Origin of the sequence: Lactobacillus sp. S2-2, from assembly GCF_021698855.1 — a bacterium.
GTDB lineage: Bacteria > Bacillota > Bacilli > Lactobacillales > Lactobacillaceae > Fructilactobacillus.
Window position 1 is genome coordinate 36,912 of record NZ_WWFA01000001.1, and the last position, 17,810, is coordinate 54,721.

20 protein-coding genes are annotated in these 17,810 nt (G+C 29.0%); 10 read left to right on the forward strand and 10 right to left on the reverse strand.

All coding sequences use genetic code 11. The annotated features are described in order from the left end of the window. Positions 1-95 precede the first annotated feature (95 nt). Complete coding sequence (locus tag GSH19_RS00205; RefSeq protein WP_237025901.1) at positions 96-731, forward strand: nitroreductase family protein; 636 nt, start codon at positions 96-98, stop codon at positions 729-731. An 18-nt stretch (positions 732-749) separates the two neighbouring features. Here the strand turns inward: GSH19_RS00205 and GSH19_RS00210 are convergent, their stop codons facing one another. The 5 genes from GSH19_RS00210 to GSH19_RS00225 all read right to left on the reverse strand — a co-directional run bounded on the left by GSH19_RS00210 (position 750) and on the right by GSH19_RS00225 (position 5,232). Then, the gene (locus GSH19_RS00210) at positions 750-1,460 is read right to left on the reverse strand and encodes a hypothetical protein (protein WP_237025902.1); all 711 of its coding nucleotides are present in this window, start codon (positions 1,458-1,460) and stop codon (positions 750-752) included. Continuing rightward, the gene (locus tag GSH19_RS00215; RefSeq protein WP_370636106.1) at positions 1,453-2,100 is read right to left on the reverse strand and encodes an ATP-binding cassette domain-containing protein; all 648 of its coding nucleotides are present in this window, start codon (positions 2,098-2,100) and stop codon (positions 1,453-1,455) included. The genes GSH19_RS00210 and GSH19_RS00215 overlap by 8 nt, the downstream gene beginning before the upstream one ends. A 14-nt stretch (positions 2,101-2,114) precedes the next feature. Further along, a complete protein-coding gene (locus tag GSH19_RS07230) occupies positions 2,115-2,354 on the reverse strand; it encodes a helix-turn-helix domain-containing protein (protein ID WP_370636108.1) in 240 nt (79 codons plus the stop codon). A 172-nt stretch (positions 2,355-2,526) separates the two neighbouring features. Next, positions 2,527-4,083 carry a glutamine-hydrolyzing GMP synthase gene (gene guaA, locus GSH19_RS00220; protein WP_237025903.1) on the reverse strand — a complete coding sequence of 519 codons (1,557 nt, stop codon included), beginning with the start codon at positions 4,081-4,083 and terminating at the stop codon, positions 2,527-2,529. A gap of 15 nt (positions 4,084-4,098) precedes the next feature. Continuing rightward, on the reverse strand, positions 4,099-5,232 hold the full coding sequence (locus GSH19_RS00225) for an IMP dehydrogenase (RefSeq protein ID WP_237025904.1): 1,134 nt from the start codon (positions 5,230-5,232) through the stop codon (positions 4,099-4,101). Positions 5,233-5,450: 218 nt separating this feature from the next. On the opposite strand from GSH19_RS00225, the gene hisS reads away from it, so the two are divergent. From hisS to GSH19_RS00240, 3 genes are all read left to right on the forward strand, one after another. After that, positions 5,451-6,638: a histidine--tRNA ligase gene (hisS, locus tag GSH19_RS00230; protein ID WP_237025905.1), complete on the forward strand. Its 1,188-nt coding sequence runs from the start codon at positions 5,451-5,453 to the stop codon at positions 6,636-6,638. 106 nt (positions 6,639-6,744) lie between these two features. Then, a complete protein-coding gene (locus GSH19_RS00235) occupies positions 6,745-8,196 on the forward strand; it encodes an amino acid permease (RefSeq protein ID WP_237025906.1) in 1,452 nt (483 codons plus the stop codon). A gap of 72 nt (positions 8,197-8,268) precedes the next feature. Beyond that, positions 8,269-9,195 (forward strand): alpha/beta hydrolase, encoded by a 927-nt coding sequence (locus GSH19_RS00240; protein ID WP_237025907.1) that lies wholly within the window; start codon positions 8,269-8,271, stop codon positions 9,193-9,195. Positions 9,196-9,223: 28 nt separating this feature from the next. Here GSH19_RS00240 and GSH19_RS00245 read toward each other — a convergent pair whose 3' ends face one another. Then, entirely contained in the window at positions 9,224-10,009 is a 786-nt protein-coding gene (locus tag GSH19_RS00245) for a glucose-1-dehydrogenase (RefSeq protein ID WP_237026123.1), read from the reverse strand. A 177-nt stretch (positions 10,010-10,186) separates the two neighbouring features. Between GSH19_RS00245 and GSH19_RS00250 the strand changes: the two genes are divergently transcribed. Next, positions 10,187-10,534, forward strand: coding sequence for an iron-sulfur cluster biosynthesis family protein (locus GSH19_RS00250; RefSeq protein WP_237025908.1), 348 nt, complete (start codon positions 10,187-10,189; stop codon positions 10,532-10,534). Between the two features lie 22 nt (positions 10,535-10,556). Here the strand turns inward: GSH19_RS00250 and greA are convergent, their stop codons facing one another. The 3 genes from greA to GSH19_RS00265 all read right to left on the reverse strand — a co-directional run bounded on the left by greA (position 10,557) and on the right by GSH19_RS00265 (position 12,760). Continuing rightward, positions 10,557-11,033: a transcription elongation factor GreA gene (greA, locus tag GSH19_RS00255; protein ID WP_237025909.1), complete on the reverse strand. Its 477-nt coding sequence runs from the start codon at positions 11,031-11,033 to the stop codon at positions 10,557-10,559. A 72-nt stretch (positions 11,034-11,105) separates the two neighbouring features. Continuing rightward, positions 11,106-11,855 (reverse strand): ABC transporter permease, encoded by a 750-nt coding sequence (locus tag GSH19_RS00260; protein ID WP_237025910.1) that lies wholly within the window; start codon positions 11,853-11,855, stop codon positions 11,106-11,108. Then, positions 11,855-12,760 (reverse strand): ABC transporter ATP-binding protein, encoded by a 906-nt coding sequence (locus GSH19_RS00265; RefSeq protein ID WP_237025911.1) that lies wholly within the window; start codon positions 12,758-12,760, stop codon positions 11,855-11,857. Before GSH19_RS00265 ends, GSH19_RS00260 begins: the two co-directional genes overlap by 1 nt. A gap of 190 nt (positions 12,761-12,950) precedes the next feature. Here GSH19_RS00265 and GSH19_RS00270 point away from each other — a divergent pair, with 190 nt between their 5' ends. The 5 genes from GSH19_RS00270 (at position 12,951) to GSH19_RS00290 (ending at position 16,400) form a co-directional block, all read left to right on the forward strand. After that, positions 12,951-13,259 (forward strand): aggregation promoting factor surface protein, encoded by a 309-nt coding sequence (locus GSH19_RS00270; protein ID WP_237025912.1) that lies wholly within the window; start codon positions 12,951-12,953, stop codon positions 13,257-13,259. 118 nt (positions 13,260-13,377) lie between these two features. Next, on the forward strand, positions 13,378-13,959 hold the full coding sequence (locus tag GSH19_RS00275) for a LysM peptidoglycan-binding domain-containing protein (RefSeq protein ID WP_237025913.1): 582 nt from the start codon (positions 13,378-13,380) through the stop codon (positions 13,957-13,959). Positions 13,960-14,044: 85 nt separating this feature from the next. Beyond that, positions 14,045-14,701, forward strand: coding sequence for a hemolysin III family protein (locus GSH19_RS00280; RefSeq protein WP_237025914.1), 657 nt, complete (start codon positions 14,045-14,047; stop codon positions 14,699-14,701). Positions 14,702-14,719: 18 nt separating this feature from the next. Then, the gene (locus tag GSH19_RS00285) at positions 14,720-15,709 is read left to right on the forward strand and encodes an NAD(P)-dependent oxidoreductase (RefSeq protein ID WP_237025915.1); all 990 of its coding nucleotides are present in this window, start codon (positions 14,720-14,722) and stop codon (positions 15,707-15,709) included. A 91-nt stretch (positions 15,710-15,800) separates the two neighbouring features. Further along, positions 15,801-16,400 (forward strand): nitroreductase family protein, encoded by a 600-nt coding sequence (locus GSH19_RS00290; protein WP_237025916.1) that lies wholly within the window; start codon positions 15,801-15,803, stop codon positions 16,398-16,400. A gap of 32 nt (positions 16,401-16,432) precedes the next feature. Here the strand turns inward: GSH19_RS00290 and GSH19_RS00295 are convergent, their stop codons facing one another. Next, positions 16,433-17,602 carry a DUF3290 family protein gene (locus GSH19_RS00295; RefSeq protein WP_237025917.1) on the reverse strand — a complete coding sequence of 390 codons (1,170 nt, stop codon included), beginning with the start codon at positions 17,600-17,602 and terminating at the stop codon, positions 16,433-16,435. Between the last annotated feature and the right edge of the window lie 208 nt (positions 17,603-17,810).

A 17,810-nucleotide genomic window follows, 5' to 3' on the forward strand; every position in this document is an offset into this window, starting at 1 on the left:
GAATGATAAATAACGTTTTTTAGAATTTTTAAATCATATGTTAATATTTGTTAATGAGAGATATGGAGGAATGTAAAATAGAATTTAATGAATTAATGAAAAATAGAAAATCAACACGTGCTTTTACTGATAAAAAAGTTTCAATTGATGATTTAAAAGAAATTATTAAACTAGCACAAATGTCACCATCTTGGGTTAATTCCCAACCAGTGCGAGTAGACATTGCAACTGGAAATACATTGGAAATAATCCGTAAGGAACATGGAGAAATTAATCAAAATCCTAATTTACACACTAAATCTGATATTTCATTTGTTTCAGCTAAAGATTGGGACATTGATTCACAAAATAATATGAAAATAAAAGGTGAATTGGACATTGAAAATGTTGGAGAAAAAGTAAAAGAATTAAAAAGTGAACAAGGAAATAAATTATTTAATGCTCCAGCTGTTGTTTATTTAACTTTACCTGATGGTTATAATGAATGGTCATTATACGATACTGGATCATTTGCAGAAACAATTATTTTAGCAGCCAAAGAAAAGGGAATTGATTCAATTCCAGCATTTGAATTTGTAAAATATGCAGATAAATTAAGAGAACACTTAAATGTAAATGGGCGTAAATTTATTATTGGAATTGGATTAGGATACCAAGATGATAGTCATCCAATTAATCAAATTTATGGAAATAGAATGCCATTAGAGGATGTTTTAAATATTCATGAATAAATAATAAAAAGCAATCTATTAATTTGATTGCTTTTTTAATTTTTTGGCTAAAATCCACAAAATAGGAATAGTGGTTAAAATTAATGAAATAAAAAAATAAGATAAGTTTTGTAAGTAATTATGATTAGCGGAAAGATTTATCAAATAGTAAGTGGGAAAGATTTGTTGCATTTTATTAATAATTTCAAAAATAATTATATTTTTTGTGAATAGATGAAATGGAATAACTAAAAACATCGCAAATATCATCATTGGGAAATTGAGAGCATCTAAAACGCTTGATTTCATTAATAATCCAATCGTAAAACCAATTAAACTTAAATAAAGTCCGATAATTTCTAATAAAATAAAAATAGTAAAAAATTTTAAATTAATTGATAATGGCTGCATGATAGTTGCTAACAAAATTAGTAGAACAATAATTAATGTATTTAGTATAATTTGAATTGTCATTGAATCTTTTAAGTAATTAAAAACGGAATAATTAGAAATTTTAAAGTGAATTTCATAATAGTTTTTTTTATTAGAAACTCTTTTTCCAAAAGTAATTAATGAATTTCCAATAATTCCGATACAAGTTGATAAGGTGAGCAGATATAAAGTATCATTTTTTTGCCAAATTGAGTTTAAATTAAACATTAATATGTACCAAAATGCAGGAATTAAAAGTGTGAAAAAAATAAATCTTTTATTTCTTATGACCTGTTTTAATTGTATTTTTTTAATCATTTATTTGTTCATCTCCATCATTAAATTTGCGGTACCATTGTTCAATCGCCTGATTGTGCTGATGAATTTCTTCCACACTAACATCTTTGATTAATTGACCATTTTTTAATAGCCAAATGCGAGAAAAATACTTATCAATTTGATTGAAATCATGAGTGATAGTTAAGACAGTACTGCCTAATTTGTATAAATAATTCCATAAATAATCAATTAATTTTAAATCCATTCCAACGGTTGGTTCATCTAAAATTAATAATTTAGCTTCTCTTAAAGTACATAATAAAAGGGATAATCTTCTTTTTTCACCACCTGATAAATTATTAATAATAGTATTTCTTTTATAGTCTAGACTAAATTTCATCAGCATTTCATTTAATAATTGATTAGATTTGATTTTCATTATTTCAGCTTCAATTTTAACCTGTTCCAAAACAGTCAAATCTTCAATTAAAATATTCTCTTGACTAAGATAATTAATATCTGTATTAGAATTAATTTTTCTAATTATTTCACCATCAGTTTGTTGAATTAAGCCAATGATAATTTTGATTAATGTTGATTTACCAGCTCCATTACTTCCTAGTAAAGCTATGCGATCGCCTTCTTTAATTTTGAAATTAATATTATTTAAAATAGGCATATCAAATTTTTTAATTATATTTTTCCTTGAATAAGTAATTTCTTTTGATTTTCTTTTCCTAATAATAAAAAATCTAAGTCAACATTAAAAATAGTTGTTAAATTTAAAATGGTATCTAAGCTAGGTTCAGAATCACCCCGTTCCCATTTAGAAATTGATTGACGAGAAATATTTAATTTACTAGAAAGCATTCCTTGTGACATCTTTTTTTGTTGTCTTAAAAAAGTTAATTGTTCAGAAAATTTATTTTTCATAATTGTATGCTCCTTTCAAATATTAATTATGCTTTTTTAGTGGTCTATGTAAATATTTTTTATAATAAAAGTGTTTCTAATTGATAGAATAGGTGACAACTAGTAGTTGCATCGTTGATATATCAATAATTTGAGCATAAAAAAAGCAGGTTGATTAACCTGCTTTTTGTGTTTATTCATATTCAATTGTTGCAGGTGGTTTACCGGTAATATCGTATAGTACACGGTTAACTCCACTTACTTCATTTACGATTTTAGCTGATATTTTTCCAAGAACTTCCCATGGAACTTCAGCAAATTCAGCAGTCATTCCATCAATTGATGTAACGGCACGAATTACAATTGATTCATCATAACTTCTTTCATCACCCATTACTCCAACTGAGAAAATACCTGGAAGGGCAGTGAAATATTGCCAAACTGTTTTATCTAATCCAGCATTTTTGAATTCTTCACGTAGAATTGCATCAGATTCACGAACCATTTCTAAACGATCCGGAGTGATTTCTCCAATGATACGAATAGCTAAACCTGGACCAGGGAATGGTTGACGCCAAACAAGATTATTTGGCATGCCAAGTTTTTCACCTAGAGCACGAACTTCATCTTTAAATAGTTTGTTTAATGGTTCAATTAATTTAAATTGAAGGTCATCAGGTAATCCACCAACATTATGGTGAGATTTAATAGTTTGAGCAGTATCAGTACCTGATTCAATCACATCAGTATATAAAGTACCTTGAGCTAAGAAATCGACATCATCAAATTTACGAGCTTCATCTGAAAAAACATCAATAAATTCTTTTCCGATAATTTTACGTTTTTGTTCTGGATCAGTTACACCAGCTAACTTAGTGAGATAACGATCAGAAGCATTAACAAAATCAATGTTTAAACCAAATTTAGTTCCTAGAGCATCAAGAACTTCTTCAGCTTCATTCTTTCTAAGTAGACCGTGATCAACAAATACTGAAATAAGTTGGTCGCCAATTGCTTTGTGTAATAAAACCGCAACAACACTTGAGTCAACACCACCAGAAAGGCCAAGAAGAACATGACGATCACCAACTGCTTCTCTGATGTTTTCAATTTGGTCTTCAATGAAATCGTCCATTGACCAATTAGCTTTTGCGCCAGCTACATCGAAAACAAATTTACGAAGCATGTCAGTTCCTTGTTCAGTTAAACGAACTTCTGGATGAAATTGGAAAGCGTAGAAGTTACGATTTTCATCAGCCATTGCAGAGATAGGACAACCAGGGCTAGTAGCAGTAATTTCAAATCCTTCTGGAACTTTAGTAACAAAATCACCATGTGACATTAAGACAGTCTGATTTTCATCAAGTCCTTTAAAAGTTTTTGAATCTTTGTTTGTGATACTGATATTAGCTTGACCATATTCACTATTTTCTGCAGTTTCAGTTTCTCCACCTTTTAAATCGTGAGCCATTAATTGCATACCATAACAAATTCCAAGAATTGGAAGACCCATTTCAAAAATTTCAGGATCAACATCCAAAGCATTTTCACCATGAACACTGTTAGGGCCACCAGAGAAGATAATTGCTTTTGGATTTAATTCTTTAATTTCTTTTGCAGTCATTGTATGTGGTTTTAATTCTGAATAAACATTCATTTCACGAATTCTTCTAGTAATTAGTTGGTTATATTGGCTACCAAAGTCTAATACTAAAACAGAATCGTAATTTTTATTGGGATCTTTTGCCATTATTATCTCCTGTGATTATTTGTAGTTTGGTGCTTCTTTTGTAATAACAACATCATGAGGATGTGATTCACGTAATCCGGCACCAGTAATTTGAACAAATTGGGCATGATTAATCAAATCATCGATTGTTCTAGAACCAGTATAACCCATACCTGATCTAATTCCTCCAAGAATTTGGAAAATTACATCAGTTACATCACCTTTATAAGCTGTTTGTCCTTCAATTCCTTCAGGAACTAATTTCTTTTCTTCTTTTACATCGCCTTGGAAGTAACGATCTGAAGAACCTTGTTCCATTGCAGAAATTGAACCCATTCCACGATAAGTTTTGTATTGATTACCATCAACAGCAGTGAAAATTTCACCTGGAGCTTCAGTGGTACCAGCAAGCATACTACCAAGCATTACAGCATTTCCACCGGCAGCCATTGCTTTAATAACATCACCAGAATATTGCATTCCACCATCTACGATAATTTGTTTACCATATTCTTTAGCTACTTCTGCAGCATCAAATGCGGCAGTTATTTGCGGTACACCAACACCCGCAACTACACGAGTAGTACAGATTGAACCAGGACCAATTCCAACTTTAACGATATCAACACCGGTATCGAAAAGATCTCTAGTTGCTTGAGCAGTTGCAACGTTTCCAGCAATTAAAGTCTTGTCAGAAAATTGTTTTCTAATTTCACCAATTTTATCAATTACTCCTTTTGAATGACCATGAGCAGTATCAATAACAATTGCATCTGCACCTGCATCAAATAGAGCAGTAGCACGTTCAAAAGTATCATGGGAAACCCCAACAGCTGCAGCAACTAAGTAATTACCGTTTTCATCGATTGCAGGTTCTTCACCAGTTACTTTTGCATCTTTAACTTTTTTTACTTCGGCAGCTTGTTCTTCAATTGTCATGTTTTTATGAACAACTCCAAGACCACCATTTTCTGCCATTTTAATAGCTAAGTCTGATTCTGTGACTGTATCCATTCCTGCACTTATAATAGGAATGTTCAATTGGAGGTTATTGCCTAATTTTGTTTTTAAGCTTACTTGACCAGGTAGCACGTCACTTGCTGCTGGAATCAATAGGACATCATCAAAAGTTAATCCTTTTTTGCCAAACTTGTTTTCCCAATTATTCATTAAATATCTCCTCCATTAAATTTATTAAATTGTTACTAGATTATCAGATAAAACAATTTAAATCAACCTAAAAACCGAACTATTTTATAGCTGTAATAATAAGTGTACGGTTGACTGGAAATGATTAGTATATGTTCGCGATTTACTAAAAATAAAGCAAAAACTTTGATTTAATGTTAAAATTTAACTATTAGTTTAATTAAGTGAGGTTATCAAATATGGATGGAAAGTTTAAAAAAGTAAGAGGTATGGAAGATGTTTTGCCAACTCATTCATCAATTTGGCAAAGAATCGAAGATACATCAAGAAATGTTTTTTCAAAATATAATTTTAAAGAGATTAGAACTCCAATGGTAGAAAAAACTGAAGTATTTACAAGATCATCAGGAGATAGTTCAGATATTGTGTCAAAACAAATGTATAGTTTTGATGATAAAGGTGGAAGAAATATTACCTTGCGACCTGAAGGAACTGCTGGAATTGTTAGGTCTTTTGTGGAAAATAAGTTATTTGGACCAGAACATCAAAAACCAGTTAAATTATTTTATATGGGATCTATGTATCGTTACGAACGACCAGGTGCTACTCATAATCGTGAGTTTCATCAAATCGGATGTGAAGCAATTGGTGCAATTAGCCCACAAATTGATGCAGAAGTTATTTCACTTGCTTTGAATATTTTTAAAGAACTTGATGTTAAAAATATGAAAGTAGAAATTAATACTTTAGGTGATGAAGAGAGTAGAGAAAATTATACTGAAGCGTTAGTAAATTACTTTAGAAAATATGAAGATGAATTGAGTGAAGACTCAAAACGTCGTTTAGATCAAAATCCGTTACGTATTTTAGATAGTAAAGATAAAAATGATCAAAAACTTGTAGCAAATGCACCTAAAATTCAAGATAGTTTAAATGAAAGATCAAAAAATTACTTTAATGATGTATTAAGTTCACTTGATGCCTTAAATATTGAATATGTGATTGATCAAAAATTAGTTCGTGGACTTGATTACTATACTGATACAGTATTTGAAATTATGACTGAAAATGAAGCATTTGGTGAAGGTGAAACAACTATTTGTGCTGGTGGACGTTATAATAATATGGTTGAACAGTTTGGTGGACCAGAAAATACTGGTGGATTTGGGTTTGCTTTTGGTGAAGAAAGAGCAGTTGCTTTATTAGATAGTCAAATTGAAGATGACCAAATTGATTACTTCATTATTACAGATGTTAAAGATAAAGAACCAAATGAAAGAACTGAAATTTTGCAAAAGGCTTTACAAACGGCTGATGAATTAAGAGCTGATGGTAATGTTGTTGAAGTTAATTATCAAGAACGAAGCATAAAAAGCCAAGAAAAGGCAGCAAAAAAATTCAATGCTAAAAATGTTTTAAAATATTAATAAAAGCACATTTAAGTGCTTTTTTATTTTTCTATTTTCAAACTTATAAATTAAAGGTAGAATAAAATAATATACTTTATAATCGAATGAGAAAAGGAATGATTAAATGAAGCAAGATAAAGAGAAAATTGGGGTAGTTGGTTTAACTGCTTTTGTTCTTTCTGCTATGGTTGGTGGAGGATTTTATGATCTTCCACAAAATATGGCTTCAGTAGCAGGAGTTGTTGGTCAAATATTAGGTTGGATTTTAACTGGATTTATTATTTGGTTTATTGTTCGATCATTTATGACTTTGTCAGAAGTTAGGCCCGAATATACAACTGGACTATATCATTATGCTGAAGCAGGATTTGGTAAATTTACAGCATTTTTTGTAAGTTGGGGATATTGGATTTGTGAATCATTTGCAGTTAGTGCTTATTCAGTATTATTAATGTCAACTTTAGATGCATTTTGGCCAGGAACATTTAGTGGTGGAAATAATTTAAATTCTATTATTGGTGGATCTGTTATTTTATGGGTAATGATTTTCTTACTTATGCGTGGAATTAGAGTTACTAGTCATGTTGATGTATTTGGAACTATTTGTATGTTAGCAATTACTACTACATTTATATTAACGATGGTGGTTGCTTTTAATTGGGATACATTTACTACTAATATTTTTGCAAATCAAAATATGCCTGCAATTCAAGATAAAGCATTAGGTAATCTTGCATCACAAATGAAAAATACAACTATGATTACTTTATGGGTATTTGCCGGAATTGAAGGTGCAGTAATGCTATCTGGTAAAGCTAAACGTACAAAAGATGTACAAAGAGCTACTAAGTATGGTTTCTTAATTTGTTTATGTATTTATGCATTAGCTTCATTATTACCACTTGGAGTTAGAAGTTATGGCCAATTAGCCGGACTTTCAAGTCCTTCAACTGCTGCCTTAATGGAAATCGTATTAGGACCAATTGGTCGATTAATTATTACAGCTGGAATTATTATTGCAGTATCATCTAGTTGGTTAACATGGGTATTAGTGTTATCTGAGATGCCAAGAGCTGCTGCACAAGATGGAACTTTTCCAAAGATTTTTGCTAAAGTAAACAAGGGGAATGTAGCTTATGTATCATTGTTCTTCTCTGCTTTAGTAATTGAAATTATTTTATTTTCAACTAGCTTTGCAGAACGCGCTTTTAATAATGCAGTTACGATTGTTGCAACGATGACGGTACCACCTTATTTAATATCGATGCTATATTTAGCTAAGATTAGTCGTAAGGATGAAACTTTTAATCCAAATAATAATCCAACAACTATTACACGTAAGAAAGCACGTGTAATTTCTACTTTAGCTGTTATTGGAGCTTTATTTATTGGTTATGCAGCTGGAATTAAATATTTAACAATTGCTTTTGCAATATATGCAGTTGGAATTCCGGTATTTATGTATGCAAGAAAACAATATCAACCAGATCAACCTATCTTTACTAAGAATGAAAAGATATTTGCAGTTATTATTGTCTTATTAGCTGTAGTCGGTTTATTCTTATTGTTCACTTAAAGCGCTATATTTTTAGCGTTTTTTTTATGAAGAATGTTATATTGTAAATGAATGAAAGAAGGCATGAGGACTTTGAAAAAGCAGAAAAAAAGATTTAAACTTTGGCATAAATTGGTATTAATGATTATTTTTATTCTGTTAATTGTACTGATGATAGTAAGTTATGCACTATTTAATTTTGCTTTTGGAAAAAATGGATTTAGTTCACAGATATATACACCTGCTGGGAAAACTACTCAATGGTATGATGATCAGAAAACAACAACTTGGAATCAAACATCTTATGATGGTAAACATTTAAAAGCACATTTTATTCCAGCAGCTCAAAAGACTAATAAAACAATGGTTGTAGTTCATGGGTATGGTGGATCAGCACGTAAAATGAGTGTTTACTTAAAAATGTTCCATGATCAGGGATATAATGTTTTAGCACCTGATAATCGTTCCTATGGAGATAGTGGGGGACAATATTCAGGATTTGGTTGGCAAGATCGAAAAGATGTATTGAAGTGGATTAATATTTTAAATAAGAAACAACCTAATTCAGAAATTGGGATGTATGGAATTAGTATGGGAGCTTCAACAGTTTTATATACTCTAAATAAAGTACCAAGTAATGTTAAATTTGCAGTAGCAGATTGCGGATATGCAACTATTTCTGGTGAATTAAAAACACAGTTAGAGCAAAAATTTAAATTACCTAGTTTTCCACTATTACAAATTACTGATCAATTTACAAAATATTTAGCTGGATATAAATTTACTGATGCCAATACGAAAGACACTTTAAAAAATAATCATGTCCCACTATTTATAATTCATGGTAAAGATGATGATTTTGTGCCAGTTAAGAATGCTTATACCAATTACAATAATGATGATAATAGTAAGAAGCAGTTATGGATTGTTGATGGAGCTGAGCATGCACAGTCTTATATTAAACAACCAGTTCAATATAAAGATAAAGTCGGTCAGTTTGCTAATAAATATTTTAAATAAAAAAAGAAGCTTATAAGCTTCTTTTTTATTATCCTTTTCCATCTTTAAATGCTGGATAAAGTGTCATTCCACCATCAACAAATAAAGTGATGCCAGTAACATAACTTGATTCATCAGAAGCTAACCAAGCTGCTGCAGCTGATACTTCTTCAGGTTTTCCAATACGGTTCATAGGAACACGTTCAACTGTTTCGTCATATTGAACAGGATCACTGAATTTCTTAGCATTAATTGGAGTATTAATTGCTCCAGGTGCAATTGAGTTAATTCTAATATTTCGACTAGCGTATTCCATTGCTGCTGATTCAGTGAATAATTTCATACCACCTTTACTTGCAGCATAACTAGAAAATGTTGGCCAAGGAATTTGTTGATGAACAGAAGATGTATTAATTATATTTCCTTTTTTATTGTTTTTTAAGAAATAATTAATGGCAGCTTTAGTTCCTAAAAAAGTACCATTTAAATTAATATCTAAAACTTTTTTCCAATCTTCTAATGATATTTCATGTGTTGGCATTTGTTTTTCCATACCAGCATTATTAAACCAAAAGTCTAAGTCACCATAAGTATCGACCGCAGCTTTTACTAGTTTATCAGCTGTTTCTTCTTTACTTACATCACCTTGAACAATAACTGCTTCACCGCCGTTATCTTCAATGATTTTTTTTGTGTCATTTGCACTGTCTGTATTTCTATTGTAATTAATTACGACTTTAACTTCTTCTTGACCTAATCTTTGTGCAATTGCTGCACCAAGGCCTGAGTTACCACCAGTGATAACTGCTACTTTACCTTTTAAATCTTCATATATGGACATTGGAACACCTCTTGATTCAAAATTTAGTTTTAGTTAACTAATGATTTAATATTACGATAAATTGTTAGTTAATAAAAGAAATTGCATTTTCAAAATAACATTGTGTGCAACTTATTTGTATCAATTTTTTAAAGTAGTAGAATATATTTAGATTAATTAAGGAGGGGTATTATGAATTTAACAATTACAGATGAAGCATTAGATTATATGAAAAGTCGTCTTGATGGTGCAACTAACTATCTTTTAGCTGCTGATGATGGTTCAAATGATTATTCAATCGGTAAAGGTGGAGCTTGTTCTGTTGGCGATTCATTTCAAGTTGTAGGTGTAAATGAAGTAAAACCCGAATACAATGTAAAGTTAGAAAATAATCAAGGAATTAATTTTTATACAAGTGATAACGATAAGAAATTTTTTGGTGAAGGATTAAAAATTGATTTTAAAAACAATTTTTTGAATTTAAAAGATAATTCAGAAATTTTAGATGGACAAATGATTTCAAATAATCAAGTTAAATAAAAAATAGCAGTCGTAACGGCTGCTATTTTTTTATTTCTTTAATTTTTAATTGGTAACTAAAAGAAGGGGCGTTAACAGTAACTATTTCATTGATTCCATGTTCAATTAATGCTAATCCAATTGGTGAGTTATAAAATATTTTATTATCTTCTAATTCAGACATTTCAGCTTCTTGTTTTCCCACAATTTGAAATGTTTCTGTACTATTATCTTCTAAAAATTCAACCGTTGTACTTTTTCCAATTGAAATTAAATTATCGGTGCTAGGCCTAACAACTTCAGCATATTGTTCTTGTTTTCTAAAATAATCTAATCTAGATTCTAAGTGTCTCAATTCTTTTTTTGATGTTGTATATTCTGCGTTTTCTGATCGATCACCTAATGCAGCAGCTTCACTTAATCTTTTTATTTTTTTAGGTCGGTCCTTTTTTAATCGTTCGATTTCATTTTGAATTTGTAATAATCCATTTGGCGTCATTTTATTGAAATATTCTACCATATTAATATTATCCTCATGAATTGATAAAGGAATTTTACCATAAATAAAAAAGAAAGCTCAAAGGCTTTCCTTTTAAATATTTTTCTTTTTGAAGACATAATAAGCAATAATATAAAATAAAAGACTATAAATTACAGTTCCTAAAATCATTTGGTTTGTATTAAATTGAGTTATTTTATTAAGTGCCCCTGATGTGATTTGATAATTAGTAAGAAAGAAATTTAATGGAGTCCATTTTAACCATTCATATCTTGGAATGAAGTTAATAGCAATTGCTTGAATGATTTGACTACCAAATAATGCAGCAACTCCAAGTCCAATTGCAGCTCCAGAACTTTTAGCAATATAACTTACTAGAATAACTAAAGAAATTAATAGTAATAAAAAGATTGAGTTTTCCTCAATAGTTGTACCTAACCAATTCCAAGCTTCATGTGGAAACTTATTGAATTTTAAGAAAAACATAGAACCTGCAATTGCAGCAATTAATGTTACAATGATTGCTTGTATATAATAGAAGAAAATAATAATAATTTTACTCATAAAAATTTGTAAACGACTATATCTTCTAGCAAGTAAGGTTTTAATTGTATCATTAGAGAATTCTCCAGCGATAATTGTACTTGCCATGATTATTGTAAATAAAATGATTGCTAGAGGTACTTGAATGCCTAAGTGAAAAATAAAGAAAAATCCATCTGTTCCATTATTTTTTTGATAAAAAGCTGCAAAAATAGTGATTGCTGCAAGAAAAAGATTATATATATGAATATCTCTTCTTCTAAATAATTTATAAAATTCTTGTTTTATTAAAATTGACATTATTTTTCCTCCTTATTATTACTAGTTAAAATGCTTAATAATGAAGTTTCTAAATCAGTTTGATCTTTTTCGATATCTAAAATCTTAATTTCATACTTAACTAATATAATCATTGCTTCGTTTAATCCACTATTGTCATATTTAACAGTTAATTTATCTGTTAATTCAGTTTCTACGCCACCAGCTTGTAAAACTTCAAATGCTTTTTTATCATTATTAGTTTTAATGGTTAAAGAATTACCTTTTGAACTTAAAAATTCAGTAGCAGGAGCTTGTTTTAATACACGTCCATTATTAATTATTACATAATCATCTGCGATTCTTTCTAATTCATCAAGTAAATGACTTGAGATTAGGATTCCAATTCCTTCATTTGCTAGGTTAACTAGTAAATCTCTTAGGTCATGAGTTGATTGAGGATCTAAAGCATTCATTGGTTCATCAAGAATTAGTAATTTTGGATGGTTTAATAAAGATAATGCAATGCCTAAGCGTTGCTTCATTCCTAATGAATAACCTTTTGCTTTTCGATTAGCAAATGAGTCCATTTGTGATTTTTTCATAATATCTTGGATATCGGCTTCAGTAGTTCCTTTTTCTGCAAATAGTTTTAAATGTTGATACCCAGTTAAATATCCATAAATACCTGGAGTTTCAATCATTGTTCCTACGTTATCTAATGCTTTTCTTCTAGTAGGTGTTAAATTTTCTCCATCAATTTTAATTGAACCAGTTGTATAATTCGTTAATCCAACAATTGTTTTCATAATTGTTGATTTACCAGCACCGTTTGGTCCGATTAATCCAACAATTTTTCCTGGCTCAATATTGAAATTTACGTCAAATAAAGCTTTTCTTTTACCATAACTTTTATTTAAGTTGTTTACTTCTAGTATGTTAGTCATTTTTAATCCTCCTAATATCTAATATGTAAAGTATAACTATATTATACATATTATAATATAGTTTGCAAACTTATTTGACGTAATTTAATTGTAATGTAAATTAATTATTTTGTAATATATCTATAAAATTTATGAAATGAACATTAGTTACCCTTTTTATATAATATATAACAATTAATCGGAGGCACATATGAATCTGAAAAAAATAATATTTATAACTCTTACAACAATAACTGTATTCATCGGAGTATTATCAACTAGTGATAATACTCATGCATCAGAATTGTCTGCTAAAAGATTTATTGCAAGAGTTGAATCTGGAAGCCGTTATCATGCAAGAAATGGAATCTATATTGGTAAATATCAATTAAGCTCATACATGCTTAGAGGAAATTATTCAGCAGCAAATCAAGAAAGAACAGCAAATCGTTACGTATATTCTAAATATGGTTCATGGACAAATGCAGCTAATCATTGGAAGATGTATAAATCTTTTTAAAATTAGACATTTGTCTTTTTTTATAGTTACATTTAATTTAATTGTAATATTTTGATAATTTATTTGTTATTTTAATTAGATATACTCTTCATTGTTAAACAACTAGGAGGAAACTAATTTGAAAATTAAACAGATGATTATTATATCGATTGCTACCTTATCAATCTTAATTGGTGTAATTTTTAATATCGGTAACGTACAAGCTAGCGAAATGACTAAGAACTCAATTAACTATACGGTGCAAGAAAATGAAACATTACAAGATATTGCTAATCGTTATGGAGTAACTATTAATGATCTTGAAAATGATAATGGATTAAGTTCTAATTCAGTAGTTGCTGGACAAGAAATTACGATTAATAAAAATGAAAAAGCATCTGATACAGCTAAAGATAGCAAAAAGAAAAAAACAAATAAACCAAAAAAGGTTACTACAAAGAAAAAAAAAGTTACTAAAAAGAAAAGTACAATGTCAAAAGCTAACATTAGAGCAAAAAAATGGATTGCACAAAGAGAATCCGGTGGTAATTATCGTGCAAGAAACGGAATTTATATTGGTAAATATCAATTAGGTTCAAGTATGCTTAAAGGTAATTATTCAGCTAAAAACCAAGAAAAAACTGCAGATAGATATGTAAAAAGTCGTTATGGATCATGGGTTAACGCAAAAAAACATTGGTTAAAATTTCATTGGTATTAAAAAAGATTGGGAAATTTATTTTCCAATCTTTTTTTTATTATCATGATAAAATTATATTAAATGGATAAGGAGGATCTTGAAATAAATGAAAGAAAAATATAATAATTTTTTGCAAAGTAGAAATTATAAATTACTTAATGAAGTATTAAGTGCTTTAACTCATGGAGTTGGAGTTGTTTTGAGTATTGTGGCACTTGTTTTATTAGTTATTCAAGGTGTGAATCGTGGTGGTGCAATAAGAATTACTACTTTTGCAATTTATGGATCAATTTTAGTAATTTTTTATTTAGCATCGACTCTTTTTCATAGTCTTTATTTCACAGGTGGACGTAAAGTTTTTCAAATATTTGATCATTGTGCTATTTTTATCTTAATTGCAGGGACTTATTTACCTTATTGTTTGGTTACAATTGGCGGATTTTTAGGTTGGTTTTTATTAATTGTAATTTGGATAATGGCAATTTCAGGAATTATTTATAAAGCAATTTGGATGAATGCTGGAACAGTTTTTTCTACAGTAGTTTATGTTGTAATGGGTTGGATGTGTTTAATTGGAATTGTACCTTTATGGAATAATATGAATCATCTTGGATTCTTATTATTAGTTCTTGGAGGAATCGCATTTACTTTAGGTGCAATTATTTATAGTTTTAAAAATATACCATTTGGACATGTGATTTGGCATGTTTTTGTTATTATTGGAACTGTATTAATGTTCTTTTCAATTTATTTATATGTTTAAGTCTAGGGGGAATAAAAAATGAAAATTACAGTATTTTATGTATCAGATACGCAAAAGCCATACTTTGAAAAATTTAATAAATATAATTATGAATTAAACTTAGTTTCTGAAAGATTATCTATTGAAACAGTTGAGAATGCTAAAGGTAGTGATGGAGTTTTAATTCAAGGTGGCTGTGATGCAAGTAAACCAGTTGTTGAAAAATTAGCTGAATATGGAATTAAGTACTTATATTCTCGTTCTGTTGGAATTAATAATATTGATTTAGAAACTGCTAAAAATAACGGAATGATGGTAGCCAATGTACCTAATTATTCTCCAAGGGCTGTTGGAGAACTTGCAATGACAATGGGAATGACTTTATTTAGAAAATTATCTCAGGCTAGTTATAATACTGCTAATGGTGATTTTATGGTGAAATCTTCTTATTTTTCTAAAGAAATTAGAGATGCAACGGTTGGAATAATTGGTGCAGGAACAATTGGAATGGCTGAAGCAAAATTGTATGATGCTTTAGGTGCAAAGGTAATTGCATATAATCGTCATCCAAAAGAAAGTGAATTTGTTGAATTTGTTGATTTAGATAATCTTTTAAAAGAATCAGATATTATATCAATCCATATTCCTTATGTTCTAGATGTTACAGACAAATTTATTAGTGAAGCTGAAATTGATAAAATGAAAGATAGTGTAATTTTGATTAATACTGCTAGAGGACAAGTTGTTGATAATGAAGCAGTAGCTAAAGCTATTGAAAATAAAAAAATCGGTGGTTTTGGAACTGATGTTTTAATTGATGAAGAAAACACAATGGCTCGAAAATTCGATTCTATTGATGATATTCCAAATCATATTAATCAACAATTAGTTAGAGAACATCCAAATGTAATTGTGACACCTCATATTGGTTTTTATACTGAAGAAGCAGTAATAGATATGATTACAATTAGTTATGAAAACTTTGAACAAACATTAAAAACTGGCAAACCGGTTAATCCAGTTCAATAAAAGCAAATATGTAAAATAATACACTTGTAATTAGTAAGTAATAGTGTTATATTTTTCAGTGGTTAAAATTATTGAAAAGAGGTAATTCGATATGAAAAAAGAATTATTGAATATTACAAAAAATAGAAGATCAATTTATGCATTAGGAAAAGATGTTAAATTTTCTGATGATGAGTTATATGACTATATTACTGAAGTGATTCAGAATACACCATCTGCATTTAATAGCCAAACTGTAAGAGCAATTGTATTGTTTGGTGAATCTCATGATAAATTGTGGGATATTACTGCTGATGTTTTAAAAGAAAGAGTTCCAGTTGATGGATTCTTAAGAACTAAAGCTAAACTAGATACTTTTAAGAATGCTTACGCTTCTATTCTTTTCTTTACTGAAATGGATACAGTTAAAAATCTAGAAGAAAAATTTACTACTTATAAAGATCAATTTTATAATTGGTCAGAACAAGGCCAAGGAAATGCCCAATTTGCTGTTTGGTCTGGATTAGAAGAAAATGGATTAGGTGTTAATATTCAACATTACAATCCATTAATTGATACAAAAATTAAAGAAGCTTTTGATGTTCCTGAAAATTGGAAATTAATTAGTCAAATGAACTTTGGCTCAATTGAAGAAAATGCTGGAGACAAAGACTTTATTGATAAGTCAGAGAAATTCAAAAGATTTGATTAATAAAAAAAGATTCCAACTTTGGAATCTTTTTTTTATTTTCTTTTAATACGTAATTTGTTGTTATTATTTCTTTCAACTTTATAGTTAGTTAAATTATTAGTAGGGTATTTTACAATTTCAATATCATGATTATTTTCATTTAACTGACCAATATATATGTTCTTTAGTTTTACATGTTTTTCTTGAACGATTTTTTCAATTTGTTCTTCATTTAATCCTTGTCGATTCATAACAACTTGATTGATTTTTCCATCAGTAATAATTGGATAATTAACTGCTTCTTGATCATAAGTTGATGCTGTAATTTGTCCGTTTTGCTCTAGAACAGCATTTTTAACTTCTCTAAAATCTTTGATACCCATAGTTCTAAGTTTAAATGAAAGTTCACTTCCGTTAATACCTTGTCTGAGCGCAGTTTTAACATTGATACGACCATTATTAATAATAACTTGTGGACTTCCATTTAACATTCGATTTAATATATCACTCTGACTCGTGACGAACTTACTCATAAAAATAATAATAGACCAAATCAATAGAATAATAATGAATTGAATTACACTAATATCAGAATTATAAATAACTCCACCAATAATTCCACCTAATGTATAATTTTGAAGTTGATCAATGGCGTTAGATGGTGCAAGGTTTCCTTTTCCTGAAAGATTAATTTGTAAGACAATCATAATAAATCCAACTAATAGTTTAAGAATTATATCTCCGTATTGTAAACCAAAAACATTCCAATCAAATTTTTGTTTATTGACTATCTTAAAATCAGTATTAACTGGATTAGTTTTATTAAGTGTATAGTTGGTAAGTCCATCATCAAATTGTAATTGATAATATTTATCACCAGCTTTAACTAACATACCTTTTCCAAGTGTAGTTTGAGAAACATATACTTTATTAACTGAAGTATGTGTTTTTTTACTGATTGATTTCATAATCAAAGCAGTTTGGTTTGATTGATTACTGCTAGTTCTTTGTTGCATGATTTTATTGGCCTGTAATCCAAGCATCAAACAACCGAATAAAACAAATAAAATAAATAAGTTTCTGAATCTTAAATCTGACTTATTTTTAAAATATATAATACCTGATCCCATAATAATAATTGCGATTAGAGCAAAAATAGCCCAATATACAAATCCTAGGGAATTCAGGTTATGACTAACATAGTAAAACGAATACATATTCATAACAAAACTTTCTCCTAACTAGATTATTGCAAAGTTTATTATACTTTTAATTTTTATTATTTCCAAATCAAACAGTTATAAAATTATTAAAGACTATTTTAATAGGCTTTCAGTACATTTATTACAATAATATTTCAAAATTCTATTTTTTTTAATTGAATTGCAATTAATAAGACATTTTTTCATAATATTTATTAGTTATTATTTG